Below are 16,833 nucleotides of genomic sequence, written 5' to 3'. Positions count from 1 at the left end.
CGGAAGCGGTCGCGGCACTCCGTGACCGTTATCATGGAGTGTGACCCTTGAGAGCAACCAGGGATTGTCAGGGTATGCCCGGGGAGGAGTATAATATGATAAAACACCATTATTATGCTGAATACCGGAGTACTCATGGAACAACTCATTACCTGTGATTGTGAAGCCTGCAGGATCGGTGCGCCGCTGGCGACAGACGCGGAGCGCGAGCAATACATGGCGCAGCTGCCGGACTGGTCCATCGTAACGATTGATGGTGTTGATCGCCTGATGCGACGTTACACTTTCTCCAACTTTGCTGAAGCACTGGCATTTACCAACAAGGTGGGCGAACTGGCGGAAGCCCAGGGACATCATCCGGCGCTATTGACCGAATGGGGCAGTGTCGAGGTGTCGTGGTGGAGTCACAAGATCAAGGGGCTGCACAAGAACGATTTCATTGTAGCTGCCAAGACTGATGGCTTGTATTCCGAAGCCTGAATACAGTTCAGACGGAGGCTTGCTGCATGAAGTACCAGGGTAGCTGTCATTGCGGTGCCGTGAAGTGGGAATTCGAACAGCCCGGTATCACGTCAGCGGTCAGGTGTAATTGCTCCATCTGCCAGCGCAAGGGCGCGTTGATGTCCGGGTTTACACTGGCCCCGGATGAATTGAAGATCACCGCTTCGGAGGATGTGCTGCGCAAGTACCAGTTTGGCAGCCATATTGCCGAACATTACTTTTGCGGACACTGTGGTATCTATACGTTTCATGCCACGTTTCGCAAACCCGGGCATTTCCGCGTCAACCTCGGCTGTATTGATGACCTGGATATGAACAAGGTTGAGGTCAGTTTTTTTGATGGCAAAAGTCTTTAGGGCAGTATCATGATTTACACAGGGAGCTGTCATTGTGGTGCCGTGCAGTATGAAGTCGATGCACCGGAATCCATTGTTGTGCATGACTGCAATTGTTCCATGTGTTCACGTTCGGGCTATCTCCACTATATTGTTCCGGCCACAAAGTTTCGCCTCATCCGTGGCGAGGACAGCCTGGCGACCTACAGTTTTGGCACGCATACGGCGCAACATCGGTTCTGCAGAGTGTGCGGTATCAAATCATTCTACGTGCCGAGATCCAATCCAGACGGTTTCAGTGTCAATGTTCGTTGCCTCGACCCCCAGCCCCGGGAAGTTATCATCGAGCCCTTTGATGGCCAGAACTGGGAACAGCACGCGGCCAGCCTGGCATACCTGAGCAAGGACTAGTCTAGCTGTCTCGCCGGTTTCGGGAAGCCTGGCAGAAATCCAGGCCCCCGGTGCCGGGTTATCGATGCGTTAAGCTGCCGAGCGATGCGTGCGCCTGAGATAGTCTTCCAGGTCTTCCGCGCCGCCAATATGGTTGCCGCCGATATACACTTGCGGCACGGTATGGCGACCACTGATTGCCTTCAGGCTGATACTGCTTGCATCCTTGCCAAGAACAATTTCTTCAAATCCGATACGGTGATCATTCAGTAACGCCTTGGCCTTGACGCAGTAAGGGCAGCCCGGCTTGGTGATGATGCTGACAGGTTCCGGCTTTCGCGCTTCCGGGTTGATATAATCGAGCATGGTGTCGGCGTCGGATACTTCGAACGGGTCGCCTTCCACTTCCGGTTCAATGAATTGCTTCACGATAACGCCATCCTTGACCAGCATGGAATAGCGCCATGAACGCTTGCCGAAGCCGAGGTTCAGTTTGTCCACCAACATACCCATGCCATCGGTGAACTCACCGTTGCCGTCGGGGAGCAGGGTAATGTTTGCTGCTTCCTGGTCAGCACCCCAGGCATCCATAACAAAGGCGTCATTCACAGACATGCAGACAATTTCATCCACGCCGTTCTGCTGAAAGATCGGCGCCAGTTCGTTGAACCGGGGCAGGTGTGTCGATGAACAGGTCGGCGTGAACGCGCCCGGCAGCGAGAATACGATGACAGTTTTCCCCTTGAAGATATCGTCACTGCTGACGTCGACAAACTGCCCATCTTTACGGGTTTTGAAAATGACCTGGGGAATGGCCTGGCCTTCACGATTTTCCAGCATGGCTTGAACTCCTGTGCAAAAGTTGTAAACAGAATCCGCCGGCATGTCCGTGCGGTATGGGCAGTATTCTGGAGCAGGGCAAGTAATAGATAAAATCGTTTGTTACGATTATAATGATTGGCAAAACCGATCAATATGATTTTTCCGGAGTTTTGCCATGAATCTCAGGGAGCTGGAATACCTGGTGGCGGTAGACGAAGAGCGCCATTTTCATCGTGCTGCCCAGCGTTGTTTTGTCAGCCAGCCGACACTCAGCGGCCAGCTGAAAAAACTGGAGCAAGAGCTCGGTGTTCTGCTGGTCGAGCGTAGCAATCGCCAGGTCAATATGACGGATGTGGGCAAGGCCGTGGCCGATCAGGCCAGAAGGGTGCTGGGTGAGGCGCGATTGATTGGCGAGATTGTCGGCAGCTTCGATGACCCAATGGCCGGCGAATTGCACCTGGGACTGATTCCGACCGTGGCACCGTACCTGCTGCCCTGGTTTATGAAACCCCTGGCCGAACATTACCCCCGGCTGAAGCTCTGGCTTTATGAGTACCAGACCCATGTGCTGCTGCAAAAGCTGCGCCGAGCCGAGCTGGACGTACTGATCCTGGCCTTGCCTGTCGATACTGAAGAGTTTGCACAGCTGGAGTTATACAGCGAGCCTTTCCTGTTGGCGGTACCGGTTACCGAGCAACTCGCGAGCCACGAGTTGATCAGCTTGACGGATCTGAATGGCAAGGAAGTGTTGCTGCTGGAAGAGGGCCACTGCTTGCGCGGCCAGGCGCTGGATATCTGTTTCTCGGCTGGCGCACACGAAACCCGCGGGTTCCACGCATCCAGCCTTGAGACATTGCGACACATGGTGGGTGAGGGAATGGGAATGACGCTGATGCCGGGTCTCGCAGTCCCGGAGATTCGGCGCAAAGGAGATACGGTGCTTTATTTACGATTTTCTGATCCGCAACCACAGCGTCGTATTGGCATGGTATATCGTCGCGGCAGCTACCGGGAACCGGCATTTTCCCGTATTGCGGAAATTATCCGGGAGAAGGTATTGCCGATAACATAATATAATTATTATATTATTATAAAGTATAATAGAAGTTATTAATAACAAGTTGGCGAAATAACTCATATTGATTCAAGTCAACGACAAAAGCAGAATTCGGCGTACCGTCTTTTCACTTCCGATAAAAAACAAATGCTTCTGTTTGATTCCCGGAAATATTCCAAAAGGAGGAAGTGTGTACAACAATCATTATATATTTTCCGATCATGCCCCCAGGTTTGCAGTCATCGTTGCCATTTTTACTGCACTGATTGTTTTCCCTGCGGTGATCAAGGCCGAGGGCATTAGCCAAGGCGCGATGTTGGCCAATTCCTGTGCCGGCTGTCATGGTACAGATGGCAAAAGCCCGGGCAGTATTCCCAGTATTGCCGGCAAAACGCCACAATTTATCCAGGAGGCATTAATGGGGTTTCGCGATGGCAGTCGTCCATCCACGGTGATGGGGCGTCATGCCAACGGCTACAGCGACGAAGAGATCAAGCTGATTGCTGATTTCTTTTCCACTTCGAAGTAAAGGGGGCGATTATGAACCAGTTTTCCAGAAGGCAATTCATTCGTCTCCTCGGTGCCGCCGGTGTGGCCGGTGCCGGCAGCAACCTGATTTCATGCACCAAGGGTGCACCCAGGGTGGTGATTGTAGGTGGCGGTTTTGGTGGCGCGACATGCGCCAAGTACATCAAGAAGTTTAATTCCGGAATTGATGTGACCCTGATCGAACCGGCGAAACGGTTTGTTACCTGTCCGTTCAGTAACGCCGTACTCGGCGGCTTGTTGCCCGGCATGAGTGACATAAGTCACGGTTACGAAGCACAAGCTGCACGCGGTGTTCGTGTCATGCATGATATGGTTACAGAGGTAGACGCGGTCAAACACAAGGTCAAGCTGCAGGGCGGGCAAACCCTGGATTATGACAAGCTGATCGTATCGCCCGGTATCGATTTTCGTTGGGATGCGGTTGTTGGCCACAGCGCAGAAGTGGCTGAACAAATTCCGCATGCCTGGCAGGCCGGGACGCAAACGGAAATTCTGAAGAAGCAGTTGCACGATATGGATGATGGTGGCGTGGTGATTATTGCGCCGCCGGGCAACCCGTTCCGTTGCCCGCCCGGACCTTACGAGCGGGCCAGCCTGATTGCTCATTACCTGAAGAATAACAAGCCCAAATCCAAAATCCTGATCCTGGACAGCAAGGACAAGTTCTCCAAGCAGCCGCTGTTTATGCAGGGCTGGGAAGCCTTGTACCCCGGCATGATCGAATGGGTGTCAGCAGAAAAAGGCGGTCGCATTGAGCGCGTCGATGCGGCTGAGGGTACGTTGCACAACGACCAGGGGCAAAGCTTCAAAGGTGATGTCATCAACCTGATTCCACATCAAAAGGCAGCGCCGCTCGCATTTGCTGCCGGGTTGACCGATGATTCCGGTTGGTGTCCGGTAGACCAGCGCACCTTTGAATCAAAGATTCACAAGGATGTTTACGTTCTGGGCGACGCCTGCATTGCCGGCAAGATGCCCAAGTCCGGCTTTGCAGCAAATAGCCAGGGCAAGGTAACCGCCGCGGCTGTTGTCAGTGCGCTCGGCAAGACACCGATGCCAGAGCCTTCCTACGTGAACACCTGCTACAGCCTGATCAGTCCGGATTACGGAATATCCGTTGCCGCTGTCTATCGTCTGAACGAAAAGGGGATCTATGCGGTCGAGGGTTCGGGTGGTGTCAGCCCGAAGGATGTCGATGCAGATTTCCGGGCCAGGGAAGCCGATTATGCCCGCGGCTGGTACAGCAGTATTACACATGATGCATTCGCCTGAGTTTCATTGATTCACTCCCTTCACCTTGGCCGTCCCCGGACGGCCTTTTTGTTGGTGCCCCGGAGCATCTGGTATAGTTCATTCATGATCATGCCAGCAGGTGCAACCAATAAATGAGCAAGATTGATCAGATATTAGCCGCCGATCGCCAGCACATCTGGCATCCCTACAGTGCCATGAATTCGGATATGCCCTTGTACCCGGTAGAGTCTGCCAGTGGTGTGCGCATACGCCTGGCGGATGGTCGCGAACTCATTGATGGTATGGCGTCCTGGTGGTGCGCCATTCACGGCTACAACAACGAGCTGATGAACGCGGCGCTGGAACAGCAACTGGGCAAGATGTCCCATGTCATGTTTGGTGGCTTTACCCATGAACCTGCTATCGGGCTGGCGCAGCGCCTGGTGGAGTTGACGCCTGCCTCGCTGGAGACCGTGTTCTTTTCCGACTCCGGTTCGGTATCGGTGGAAGTGGCCATGAAGATGGCCATCCAGTACTGGCACAGTCGTGGCCAGATCAAAAAGCAACGTTTCATCAGTCTGCACAAGGGCTATCACGGCGACACCTTTGGTGCCATGTCCGTATGCGACCCCGTTACCGGAATGCATCGATTGTTCGCTGGCGTCTTGCCCGAGCAGATTTTTGTGGATCAGCCCCGCTGCCGTTTTGGTGAGCGCTGCAAGGATAGCGATATTGCCGGTCTCGAGCATGCCTTGGCCACACATTCTGACGAAGTCGCGGCGGTTATTCTTGAGCCCATCGTCCAGGGTGCCGGTGGCATGTGGTTTTACTCGGCAGAGTATCTCGAGCGCGCCCGTGAATTATGTGATGAATACGGGGCGCTGTTAATTGCTGATGAAATCGCTACGGGCTTTGGCCGTAGCGGCAAACTGTTTGCCTGTGAACATGCCGAGATCAGCCCGGATATCATGTGTGTCGGCAAGGCGTTGACCGGGGGCTACATGACCCTGGCAGCCACTATAGCCACGCGCGAAGTTGCCAATACCATCGACCAGGGTGAGCCGGGTGTATTCATGCACGGACCGACGTTCATGGCCAACCCGTTGGCGTGTACCGCGGCACTGACCAGTATAGATATTCTGTTATCATCGCCCTGGCAGACGAATATCAACCGTATCGAAGCAGGTCTGAAGCAGGGCCTTGCGCCGGCACGCGAGCTCGATATTGTTGAAGATGTGCGTGTACTGGGTGCTATCGGTGTGGTCGAGCTCAAGCATGCAGTGGATATGAAGGCCATGGTGCCGGCTTTTGTCGAAGCCGGTGTCTGGGTGCGACCCTTCGGTCGCCTGGTCTACCTGATGCCGCCCTATATAATAAGTAACGAAGACCTTGGCTACCTGGCTGCCGCCCTGGTCAAGGTAGTGGCAAACCGGTGATGCTGCATCAGCGACAGGGTTTATCGCAAGGCAAGGTTTGAACATTGTTGAAATGACCAATGCAAGGAGGGTGTTATGGCTGATCTCAAGATTCGTGTTTACAAGAACGGCAATGCTGAACCGGATTCCACGGTGACCATACCCGGCGGCATTATCAAAACCGCCGCCAAGCTGATGCCTCGCGTCGCCACCGATGCGATGGCCGAAAAAGGCATCGACATGGATGAAATCGCAAAACTTGCCGCCAATCCAGACTTGCATGACACCCTGGTTGAAGTGGAAGATCACAAAAAGGGTGAGCGTGTCGTGATTTCGCTTGAATGAGTCGGGATTGTACCGACAACAATATCCGGCTACGGAAGGCTGCGGAAGGCTGCGGAAGAAGACCTGCAGCTTATGTATCGGGTCAAGTTTACCGCGCTTGGGAGGAACATCGAGCAAGCGTGGGGGTGGGACGATGAGTCCTGGGCGAAGTATTATCAATTTGGAAAAGTCCCACCGGACGTTTATATCATTATCGCAGATGATGCGGATATCGGCTGGATAGCACTGAAGCGATCAGATGATTCGATTTGCATTACCGGCATTGTGTTGTTGCCGGAGTTTCAGGGTAATGGCATCGGAACCCGGGTTATTGGCGGAATACTGCATGAAGCCAGAGCAAGTAGTGCTGTAGTTCGGCTGGAGGTATTCAAGACAAACCCGGCCGTTGGGTTTTACAAGAGGCTGGGTTTTGGCGTTACCGGTGAGACGGAGACGCATTTTCGTATGAAGGTATTTTCGTAATAAGTTATCCGGAGGTTACATTAAGCGTAAATTGGAGATGTTTATTCAATGAAAACCATAGGCCTTCTTGGCGGCATGAGCTGGGAATCCACGGCGACCTACTACCGCCTGATCAATGAAGCTGTCAAGCAGCGGCTGGGTGGCTTTCATTCTGCAAAAATTATTCTTAATAGCATCGACTTCGATGAAATCGAACAATTACAACGACAGGGCGACTGGGCTGCTATGGCAACCATCCTGGCAAATGCGGCCAGGTCGATCGAGGCGGGTGGTGCAGATTTCCTGCTGATCTGTACCAATACCATGCATAAGGTGGCCGACGAGGTGGCGCAGGCTGTTTCCATTCCGCTGGTACACATAGCCGATGCTACCGCTGAAAGACTTGCGCAAGACGGGATCAGGAAGGTTGGCTTGCTTGGCACACGATTTACCATGGAACAGGACTTTTATAAATCGCGCATCTCGGATCGGTATGGTATCGACGTGGTGATTCCCGGGGACAGGCAAAGACAGCTGGTGCACGACGTGATTTACAACGAGCTTTGCATGGGTAGTATTAACCAGGCCTCACGGGAAGATTTTATAGCAATAATTGATGAGCTGGGCGGTAACGGCGCCGAGGCGGTCATACTGGGCTGCACCGAAATCGCCATGCTTGTTGAGCAGCAGCACACTACGATTCCTCTCTACGATACTACGGCAATTCATGCCGAGCGCGCGGTGGATTGTGCATTTAACTGATATCGCTTTGCGATTTACCAGGCATTATCCTGTTGTGTGGTGAATGGTGTTCGGCTTCCTGGCAAGACGCCTGCATTGCCGGCCACTACCAAAATCAAGCGATATATCGCCGGATTGTCGGCATTTAGCCAGCTAAGGCGGTTCGCGCATAAACGGGCTTTACAATCTGTAACAATCCGCGCAATCCAGTCAGTTGTTGCTGTTAAAAATTGTAATTGAATCCCTGTATTGGCTGTTCGACCAGGAATTACTTGCCATAATCCAGCCTCTTCGGACAAGCAAATCCCGGGATATATCCAGCATCCGCGATGTGGTATCGATACAAAAAGCACAGTTTAGGCAATGGCAGAACAATACAAATTTATTCGTGAGCCCATCATTGGCACGGCCTTGCTGCTGTTTGTCAGCCTGACGTCTTTGGTTGGATTCTCCTTGTATTGGAATATTGACAATCTGTACAAGGAAAAGGTGTTGTTGGCGATTGAATCGGCTCGTACAAACTGGAACAAGGATCAGGCATTTCGGGGCTGGGCTACCAGGCATGGCGGGTTGTATGTGAAACCTGACAAGCGTACACCGCCAAGCCCTTATCTTGCGCACTTGCCAGACCGTGACGTGGTGACAACAACGGGTCAGAAGCTCACGCTGATGAACCCGGCATACATGATGAGCCAGATGACGCGTGAATACGAGGAGACTTACGGGGTTAAAGGTCGCATTACCGGAAAAGTCCAGTTAAACCCGGCAAATTCTCCCGATGCATGGGAATGGGATGCGCTGACAAAATTTGAAAATGGAGTAGACGAGGTCATAGAGCAATCGTTTATAGAGGGCATGCCATTTGTCAGGTTGATGAAGCCCATGTATATGAAGCCAGGTTGCGTGAAATGTCACGGTCATCTCGGTTTCGAGGATGGCGATCTGCGAGGCGGCGTGAGCGTATCCATTCCGTTGCGTCCTTATTATGTTGCGGCAGATGCAACCCGCTATTCGATGCAGGTGACACATGGCATGGTTTGGGCATTTGGCGTTATTGCGCTGGTATTTTATGTCTGGATGATCCGGCGCCGGGAATCGGGACGACGCGCTCTGGAAGCCCAGATTACGCAACAGAATATTGTTCTTGCCCATGCGCGCGACGAGGCGCTTCGTTCAAGCCAGGCTAAATCGGAATTCCTGTCTCTTATGAGCCATGAATTGCGTACACCGTTAAACGCGATCCTGGGTAACGGCCAGTTGCTTGAGCTGGATGCGGAAAATCTGAGCGAGAACCAGATGGATGGCGTTAAGGATATTCTGGGTGCCGGCAGGCACCTGTTGAATCTTGTGAACGAAGTGCTGGATCTTGCCAGGATCGAGTCCGGAAAGATGGAGGTCAACATGGAACCGGTTCCGGTTGCGCCGGTGATCGAGCAATGTATATCGCTCATCAAGAAACAGGCGTCGGAACGCGATATTAGTGTCACCAACAACATGGATGGCTCTGATTACAGCGTTGTTGCGGACATGAATCGGTTCAAGCAGGTTATGCTCAACCTGTTATCCAATGCGGTCAAGTACAACAAGCAGGGCGGCAGTATCTTTATTGACGTCAACAGTGTCGGCAAGAACAGCCTTCGAGTTAGTGTTACCGATACAGGTCGTGGATTGACCGAAGAGCAAATGGGCAGACTGTTTACATCCTTCGATAGACTGGGAGTGGATGATATTCAGGAAGGTACGGGTATCGGGCTTGTGATATCAAAGCGCCTGGTTGAACTTATGGCGGGCAGCATTGATGTTCAGAGCACGGCAGGAAGCGGCAGCGTGTTCTCTGTCGAGCTGAAGAAAACTGAATCCTGATTGTGCTGGGCGTCAATCGGGCAGGGATCAGTTTCGCTGGTACAGTCGTTATCTACACGAAACCGACGTCGACTGTGAACTGTGTCACGTTTGGGCCTAATGGTTTTTTAGCTTCCCAGCCCGGACTGGCAGCAGAGTAGTAGCTGAACTACCATGAATGTATAATTTTATCGCGATGCTGGAGAGTGTGACGCGACCCGGCCAGATATATACACAAGATATTGAATTATATAATAAAAATGGATTAATGTGATGAGGATAGAGCATGACTGCACATACTGGTTACACACCATACGAACCCGTATCTATCGGGCGTAATCCTGTTTGCCGAACATCGCCCGAAATGGTGCGATCAAGTTCATTCATGCCGGTCAACAAGCTAATCGGTGCTTTTCGCAAGGACTAGCGGCGACGCGACATCTGGAATGTTGTCTACACTTCGGGGGACATTGGACTGGTGACAGGACTTGTCCGTTTGCGATTTGACAGGTGAATTTCGTAATTTTTATAAATTGTTGATATGAAACGATATTTTTATATTTTATTGGCCATTGCGCTTCTAAGTGGCGCCAACGTCGCCGTACATGCCGAAGATGTGTCCAAGGCCCAGATCAAGGGTCTCGACGAGCAAGTTCAGGACATAAAAAAGGATGTTCTCGGCATATCCGCCGAGTTGGCCCAGCTGGAAGAAAAGCTGCTCTATCCCTCCAATACCCAGGTTTCGGTGTTTGTTTCCTTTGCCAAAAAAGGCGGTTTCCGGCTTGATGCCATGGATATCAAGCTGGACGGCAAGGAAGTGGCACACCATTTATATACGGCGAAGGAGCTGGAGGCGTTACGCAATGGCGGCGTGCAGCGGATTTACACCGGCAATATTCGTACCGGTGATCATCAGCTGGAAGTGAGCTTTCTTGGGCAGTCGCTGACCGGGGATTACCGAAAGAATGCGAGCTTCAGTATCAGCAAGGGCGTCAAGCCTAAACTCGTGGAAATCAAGGTAGCCGGGCCCGGTCTCGGTGAGAGCATTGCCGTCAAAGAGTGGTAACTGATGCGGCCATTGGCATTTCTGTCAATTTGCGCAGGTATTGGGGTTGGGTTGATGGTACTCAACCCCGCACGCGTTTCTGCGTCTACAGACCTGTATTTTGGCGAAGCCATCTTCCATGCCCATACCAACGAGTATTTTGATGCCATTTCGCGTCTGGACGCGGAACTCGGACAATATTACGGCCTGGATGAACCGGGTCTCGATACGCTTCACTTTAATATAGATAGCGCCCAGTTTTCCGTCGGTGACTTTGAGTTGTACTACCGCATGCACCAGCGTGCCGGTCGCGCCATCAAATCGGTCATCGAAGGCAATGTAGAACCTGCTGTTCGGAACGAGGCAATCTATCGACTGGCAAAGATTCTGCTGCAGAAGAACCAGCCCATTAATGCTCTGCACGCGATAGAGCAGATCAAGGGCGAGATCCCTGATTCCGTGCGCGATGATGCCGCCTATACCAGGGCTGTCATTTATATGACCAACGGGCGTCCGACTGATGCCGTCAGGATACTGGAAGGTTTGCAGGGCAGTTCGACCCATGGCGGGTTTGCGGCCTATAACCTCGGCATTGCACTGCTGCAGCTGGGCAAGGATGATGACGGGATCACCCAGCTGGACAGGGCAGGGCGCACCAGTGGCAACGACAATGGTGCAGCTTCGATTCGAGACAAGGCCAACCTGGCCCTGGGTTACAAACTGCTCGAATCGGGCAAGCCGGAACTGGCAAAGCAGTACCTCGATCGCGTACGCCTGAATGGCCCGTTTTCCAACCGGGCACTCCTGGGCTCTGGCTGGGCCGATGTTGCGCTGAAGAAATACGACCGGGCGCTGGTGCCGTGGAATATCCTGCTAAAACGCAACGTTACTGACCGCGCTGTTCAGGAAGTCATGATGGGTGTGCCTTTCGCCTATGGCAAGCTTGGGCTGCATGGCCGTGCGGCGTTGCTGTACGGCCAGGCGCTGGAATCCTATGACAAGGAGCTGGGCAAGCTGGATACATCCATCAAGAGTATCCAGGACGGAAAATTCCTCGAAGCGTTGGCGCGAGAAGAGCTAAAGAAGGATCGGAACTGGGTGGTGCAACTGCGTGACCTGCCGGATACACCGGAGACCCATTACCTGATCAGTTTGATGGCATCACACGATTTCCAGGAGTCACTGCAGAATTACTTTGATCTCGAGGAAATTCGCAAGCGCCTGGAGACCTGGGAGCGTGACCTTGTTGCCTACGAGGATATGATCGAGTTGCGGCGCAAGTATTACGAGCCACTGTTGCCGGAAATCGAGAAGCAGTTCCAGTTGCTCGACTCGCGCATGCGCCTGCGTATAGAGCAGCGTGACAACCTGGAAAACAAGCTCCAGGCCATGTTGATTGCCCCGCGTCCGCAGTTCCTGGCGACGGTCCCCGAGCGCATCTATGGTCAACGTATTGCGCTCATGGAGCGGCGCACAAAACACCTGCCGGACGACGATGCCCAACGCCAACGGGTCGAGCGCCTGCGGGGCGCGCTGAACTGGAACCTCTATACCGGCTATCACGAACGCCTGACGCAGGCATTCAAGCGTCTTCGTGAGCTGGATGGGGTTGTGGCCGAACTCAAGCAGACCTATCGCTCTTTTGTGCGAACTCGCCAGGCCGCCAGCCTGAGCTACGAAGGTTATGACAGCAGCCTGAATACCTTGCGTATCAAGATTGGCGAAGCCAGGGAGCGGGTAAAGTCCACCATGCTCCGACAAGGACACATGCTTGAAGTGATGGCCATCAATGAACTGGATGTTCGTCGCAAGCGCATAGAGGGCGACCAGGTGAAAGCCCGGTTTGCGCTCGCGGAAAGTTACGATCGTGCGCAGAAGGCGCAAACGGATGCAGCATTCCAGGCGGTCGCTGAACAAAAGGCTGAGCAGGCCAAGAAGGTTGCCGAGCAGGCAGAGAAAGATGCCGCTGCAGCAGAAGCGGCAAAGCAGTCAGAAGCAGCACCAAAGACAACCGGCCAGCCGGCAGCAACAGACAAGCCGACCGGAGGTGCAACACCATGAATGCACCTCGCATAATGGTTATGATGCTATCGACGACACTGACAGCCTGCGCCACCATTGATGAACAGGGCACATTGGCCCAGCTTCGCGGTGTCAACGCAGACCTCAGTGATATCCAGATTGAAGGTGGTATCGAGAAAGCCATGCAGGGTTACCAGCGCTTTCTGGAGCAAACACCGGAAACCGCCATGACGCCGGAAGCCATTCGTCGCCTTGCTGATCTCAAGATTGAGCGCCAGAACGCCCAGTTGGACAAGTTGCCGGCCCCGGTTGCGGCAAAACCAAAAGCGCCGGCGCAGTCGGAGCCGGTCGGGAAAAAGCAGTCCAACCCGGGCAAGCAGGTTATCGCCAGCGTCAAGGGTGAGACTGACGAGGAGTTTGAAAAGCGTACGACAGCGGCCCAGGAGATCGAGTCGAGCGTGAAGGATGCGGCGCCGTTGCCAGATGGCTCATCCGCGGACATGAACAACGTTGATGCTACCGAGGCCATTGCGTTGTACAAGCAATTGCTTGAACGATTCCCGATGTACGAACGCAATGACCAGGTGTTGTACCAGATGTCTCGAGCCTATGAGGAAATGGGTGAAGTAGAAGAGGCAATGAAGATCATGAATCGCATCGTCAAGGAATACCCTGGTTCACGTTACCTGGACGAGGTGCAGTTCCGTCGGGCCGAATATTATTTCACTCGCAAGAAATTTCTTGATGCCGAGGATGCCTACAAGGCTATTGTCAAGATTGGTTCAAACTCGTTCTATTATGACATCGCCCTGTATAAAACAGGCTGGACATACTACAAGCAGGAAATGTATGAAGAAGCGTTGACCTATTTCATGTCATTGCTTGATCACAAGGTTTCCATTGGTTATGACTTCGAACAGGCCGAGGACAAGATTGAGAAGAAGCGTATAGATGACACCTATCGTGTTATCAGTCTGAGCTTCTCCAATCTTTCCGGTGCAAACTCCATTGTTGGCTATTTCAGCAAGGTCGGGCGCAAGCCTTACGAGGTTGGTATTTACAGCAACCTGGCAGAGCACTATTTTGTCAAACGTCGATACTATGATGCTGCCCAGACCTACAATGCGTTCGTCGAGCGCAATCCGCTGCACAAGGTATCACCGCATTTTCATATGCGCGTGGTGGAAATCTACAAGGTTGGCAAGTTCCCGAAACTGGTTGTCGAGGCCAAGCGCAGTTTTGCCAGTGCCTACGGCGTGAAATCGGAATACTGGAAACATTTCGATATCAACTCCTACCCGGAAGTCGTGGCGCACGTGCAGACCAACCTGAAGGATCTTGCCGTTCATTACCATGCGCTTTACCGGGATCCCAATTTCAGATCACAACAGCAGGAGCACTATGCCGAGGCGGCGCGCTGGTATCGTGAATATATTGAATCGTTCCCGCGTGACGGCACGACGCCCGGCCTGCATTACCAGCTGGCGGAACTGTTGCTGCAGGGCAAGGAGTTCAGCAAGGCGGCATTTGAGTATGAGCGCGTAGCCTATAATTACCCGGAACATGAGAAGTCATCTTCCGCCGGCTATGCAGCGGTATATTCCTTCCGCGAGAGCCTGAAAATTGCACAGATGGCGGAAGTGCCGATTGCCAAGCAGGAGGTCATTCGCAGTTCACTGAAGTTTGCCGATGCGTTCCCGAAACATGAAAAGGCCGTGATTGTACTGGCTGCGGTCGGTGAAGACCTGTTCGAAATGAAAGACTACAAGCTGGCTATCTCGACATCGCGCAAGCTGGTGGAAAACTATCCGTCTGCCGAGAAGAATCTTGTTCGTGGTGCCTGGATGATTGTGGCGCATTCTTCTTACGAGATTGCGTTATACAAGGATGCAGAGGTGGCCTATGCACAAACCATCGGCCTGACCGAGGTGACCCACAAGGATCACGAGGGCCTGGTCAACAACCTGGCGGCTTCGATCTACAAGCAGGGAGAAGAAGCCAACAAGGTAGAGGACTACAAGTCAGCAGTCGATCATTTCCTGCGCATTGCCGCGGTGGCGCCACGTTCGACAGTTCGCAAGACTGCCGAGTTTGATGCAGCCGCCGTACTGATCAAGATTAACGACTGGAACCGTGCCGCGTCCGTGCTTGTTGCATTCCGCCAGAGCTATTCAACCGATGTCCAGATGGTGCATGAAGCCACCAAGAAGCTGGCGGTGGTATACCGGGAAGCCGAGCGCTACAGCGATGCCGGTCCCGAGTTTGAGCGTATTGCCGTGGATACCAAGGAAAGCGAAGTGCGCCGGGAGGCCTTGATTCTTGCCGGCGATATGTATGAAAAGGCTGAAAAACACAAGCTGGCGCTGAATGTTTACCAGCGCTACGTGGACCTGTTTCCAAAACCGCTGGAGTTTGCCCTTGAGACCCGTTACAAGATGGCGGAGTTGTACCGGTCATGGGACAATGACAGGCAATATCGCCTGGAGTTGAAACGCGTGATTTCCATAGATTCCACCGCCGGAGCCGAGCGCACCGATCGCACGCGCTACCTGGCGGCGAAGGCATCACTGGTACTGGTTCAGCCGGAGTATGACAGCTTTGCGGCGATCAAGCTGACCAAGCCGTTCAAGAAGAACCTGAAGCGCAAGAAAGACACAATGAAGTCCGTCATTGCTGATTTTAATGACCTGGTCAAATACAAGGTTGGTGATGTCACCGCGGCGGCGACCTATTACCTGGCCGAGATCTATTACAATTTCAGCCGGTCGCTGATTGAATCCGAGCGGCCTGGCGGCCTAAGTGATGTTGAGAAGGAAGAGTACGAACTGGCCATCGAGGAGCAGGCGTTTCCGTTTGAAGAGAAAGCGATAGGTGTTCACAAGAAGAATCTCGAGTTGATATCTATTGGTGTGTACAGCAACTGGATTGACAAGAGTCTTGATCGCCTGGGCAAGCTGATGCCCGCACGTTACGCCAAGTTTGAGGAAAGTACGGGTTTCATGGCATCGATGGATTCGTTCAAATACAATTTTGTCGCTTCTGCCATTGAACAAAAACCGCAAGCCCCGGTCCCGGCAGTCCAGCCTGACACAAAACCAGGCGCAGACGCGGCAGGCGCAACACCGGACCAGACCAGTTCGGCGCAGCTTGACAAGGATACAGCCGTGATCGCAACAGCCGGAGGGCAAGAGCAATGATCCGGATGACTCAAACGACAATGCTCGGCCGGGCGCTCCCGGCCCTGTTCCTGCTGGCGTACCTTGTCCTGGCCGGTTGCGCCACGACCACGAGCGGCACCAGCGGAAACTTCGTGATACGCGAGGATGTGGACGTCAGGCCGGAGGTCAAGGCGGATTTTGAAAAGGCCGTGGATTTACTGCAGAAAAAGGAGTACGAGCGTGGAATCAGGCTGTTGCACCGGGTCTCGGAGCGGTCCGATAAAAGTATTGCACCGTACATTAACCTGGGCATTGCCTACCGGGAATCAGGAGAGGTCAAGAAGGCTGAGGAGTTCCTGTCCAAGGCGCTTGAACTGAATCCGAATCACCCCGCAGCCAACAATGAAATGGGGGTGGTGTATCGCAAGCTCGGCAAATTTGCCGAGGCGCGCCGGACGTACGAGCGCATTCTTGAGCGTTTTCCCGATTTTTTCCCGGCACGAAAAAATCTGGGGATTTTGTGCGACCTGTATATTAATGACCTAGGCTGTGCCATGGCCAATTACCAGATATATATCAAGGCGGATCCGGGCGACAAAGCGGTATCCATGTGGATTGCCGACCTGGAAAAGCGAATGGGAGCGAAGCAATGAATAACAACCCGATTTTAGCGGTGATACTGGCTTTTATAGGGCTATCTGCTACATTTGGCGCAGGTGTTGTTTCGGCAGAAGAGGTCAAGTCCATATCAGGCATGTCGATCGTGGGCAATAATGAAACCCCCAAATCGTTGTATATCGTGCCCTGGAAAAGCTCGGAGATCGGCATGGAGACTGATCTTTCTTCCAATCTTCTCAATGAAAGTCTGACACCCGTGGACCGTGACGTGTTCATGCGTGAGGTTGATTTTCATGAGATCAGCGTAAAAAAATGAACA

17 protein-coding genes are annotated in these 16,833 nt (G+C 53.0%); 16 read left to right on the top strand and 1 reads right to left on the bottom strand.

The genetic code is table 11. From position 1 onward, the window contains the following. Positions 1-135 precede the first annotated feature (135 nt). Genes OEZ10_11075 through OEZ10_11065 form a run of 3 tightly spaced genes read left to right on the top strand, consistent with a single transcriptional unit; the run spans position 136 to position 1,247 of the window. Positions 136-480 carry a 4a-hydroxytetrahydrobiopterin dehydratase gene (locus OEZ10_11075; protein MDH5633522.1) on the top strand — a complete coding sequence of 115 codons (345 nt, stop codon included), beginning with the start codon at positions 136-138 and terminating at the stop codon, positions 478-480. 26 nt (positions 481-506) lie between these two features. After that, the gene (locus OEZ10_11070; GenBank protein ID MDH5633521.1) at positions 507-857 is read left to right on the top strand and encodes a GFA family protein; all 351 of its coding nucleotides are present in this window, start codon (positions 507-509) and stop codon (positions 855-857) included. A gap of 9 nt (positions 858-866) precedes the next feature. Next, positions 867-1,247 (top strand): GFA family protein, encoded by a 381-nt coding sequence (locus tag OEZ10_11065; GenBank protein ID MDH5633520.1) that lies wholly within the window; start codon positions 867-869, stop codon positions 1,245-1,247. 69 nt (positions 1,248-1,316) lie between these two features. Here the strand turns inward: OEZ10_11065 and OEZ10_11060 are convergent, their stop codons facing one another. Continuing rightward, positions 1,317-2,066, bottom strand: coding sequence for a glutathione peroxidase (locus tag OEZ10_11060; protein ID MDH5633519.1), 750 nt, complete (start codon positions 2,064-2,066; stop codon positions 1,317-1,319). A gap of 157 nt (positions 2,067-2,223) precedes the next feature. On the opposite strand from OEZ10_11060, the gene oxyR reads away from it, so the two are divergent. The 13 genes from oxyR (at position 2,224) to OEZ10_10995 (ending at position 16,830) form a co-directional block, all read left to right on the top strand. Then, entirely contained in the window at positions 2,224-3,120 is an 897-nt protein-coding gene (gene oxyR, locus OEZ10_11055; protein MDH5633518.1) for a DNA-binding transcriptional regulator OxyR, read from the top strand. 175 nt (positions 3,121-3,295) lie between these two features. Then, complete coding sequence (locus OEZ10_11050; GenBank protein ID MDH5633517.1) at positions 3,296-3,634, top strand: hypothetical protein; 339 nt, start codon at positions 3,296-3,298, stop codon at positions 3,632-3,634. An 11-nt stretch (positions 3,635-3,645) separates the two neighbouring features. Next, positions 3,646-4,926 carry an NAD(P)/FAD-dependent oxidoreductase gene (locus OEZ10_11045; GenBank protein MDH5633516.1) on the top strand — a complete coding sequence of 427 codons (1,281 nt, stop codon included), beginning with the start codon at positions 3,646-3,648 and terminating at the stop codon, positions 4,924-4,926. Between the two features lie 113 nt (positions 4,927-5,039). Beyond that, entirely contained in the window at positions 5,040-6,323 is a 1,284-nt protein-coding gene (gene bioA / locus OEZ10_11040) for an adenosylmethionine--8-amino-7-oxononanoate transaminase (protein ID MDH5633515.1), read from the top strand. Positions 6,324-6,398: 75 nt separating this feature from the next. Next, complete coding sequence (locus OEZ10_11035) at positions 6,399-6,647, top strand: hypothetical protein (GenBank protein MDH5633514.1); 249 nt, start codon at positions 6,399-6,401, stop codon at positions 6,645-6,647. Between the two features lie 72 nt (positions 6,648-6,719). Then, the gene (locus OEZ10_11030) at positions 6,720-7,109 is read left to right on the top strand and encodes a GNAT family N-acetyltransferase (GenBank protein ID MDH5633513.1); all 390 of its coding nucleotides are present in this window, start codon (positions 6,720-6,722) and stop codon (positions 7,107-7,109) included. Between the two features lie 48 nt (positions 7,110-7,157). Then, complete coding sequence (locus tag OEZ10_11025; protein ID MDH5633512.1) at positions 7,158-7,850, top strand: aspartate/glutamate racemase family protein; 693 nt, start codon at positions 7,158-7,160, stop codon at positions 7,848-7,850. Between the two features lie 342 nt (positions 7,851-8,192). Then, a complete protein-coding gene (locus tag OEZ10_11020) occupies positions 8,193-9,692 on the top strand; it encodes an ATP-binding protein (GenBank protein MDH5633511.1) in 1,500 nt (499 codons plus the stop codon). 520 nt (positions 9,693-10,212) lie between these two features. Further along, complete coding sequence (locus OEZ10_11015; protein MDH5633510.1) at positions 10,213-10,737, top strand: hypothetical protein; 525 nt, start codon at positions 10,213-10,215, stop codon at positions 10,735-10,737. Between the two features lie 54 nt (positions 10,738-10,791). Continuing rightward, positions 10,792-12,777 (top strand): hypothetical protein, encoded by a 1,986-nt coding sequence (locus OEZ10_11010; GenBank protein MDH5633509.1) that lies wholly within the window; start codon positions 10,792-10,794, stop codon positions 12,775-12,777. Next, positions 12,774-15,935 carry a tetratricopeptide repeat protein gene (locus OEZ10_11005; GenBank protein ID MDH5633508.1) on the top strand — a complete coding sequence of 1,054 codons (3,162 nt, stop codon included), beginning with the start codon at positions 12,774-12,776 and terminating at the stop codon, positions 15,933-15,935. Before OEZ10_11010 ends, OEZ10_11005 begins: the two co-directional genes overlap by 4 nt. A 5-nt stretch (positions 15,936-15,940) precedes the next feature. Further along, positions 15,941-16,549, top strand: a complete 609-nt coding sequence (locus OEZ10_11000; GenBank protein ID MDH5633507.1) for a tetratricopeptide repeat protein — start codon at positions 15,941-15,943, stop codon at positions 16,547-16,549. Beyond that, positions 16,546-16,830, top strand: a complete 285-nt coding sequence (locus tag OEZ10_10995; protein ID MDH5633506.1) for a hypothetical protein — start codon at positions 16,546-16,548, stop codon at positions 16,828-16,830. Before OEZ10_11000 ends, OEZ10_10995 begins: the two co-directional genes overlap by 4 nt. The last annotated feature ends 3 nt before the right edge of the window (positions 16,831-16,833 follow it).

The organism is Gammaproteobacteria bacterium (assembly GCA_029880545.1).
In the GTDB taxonomy this organism is placed as follows: Bacteria; Pseudomonadota; Gammaproteobacteria; order Acidiferrobacterales; family SZUA-150; genus JAOUOD01.
Note: the sequence above shows the minus strand (reverse complement) of the source record. Positions and strands in the feature narration are given on the sequence as shown.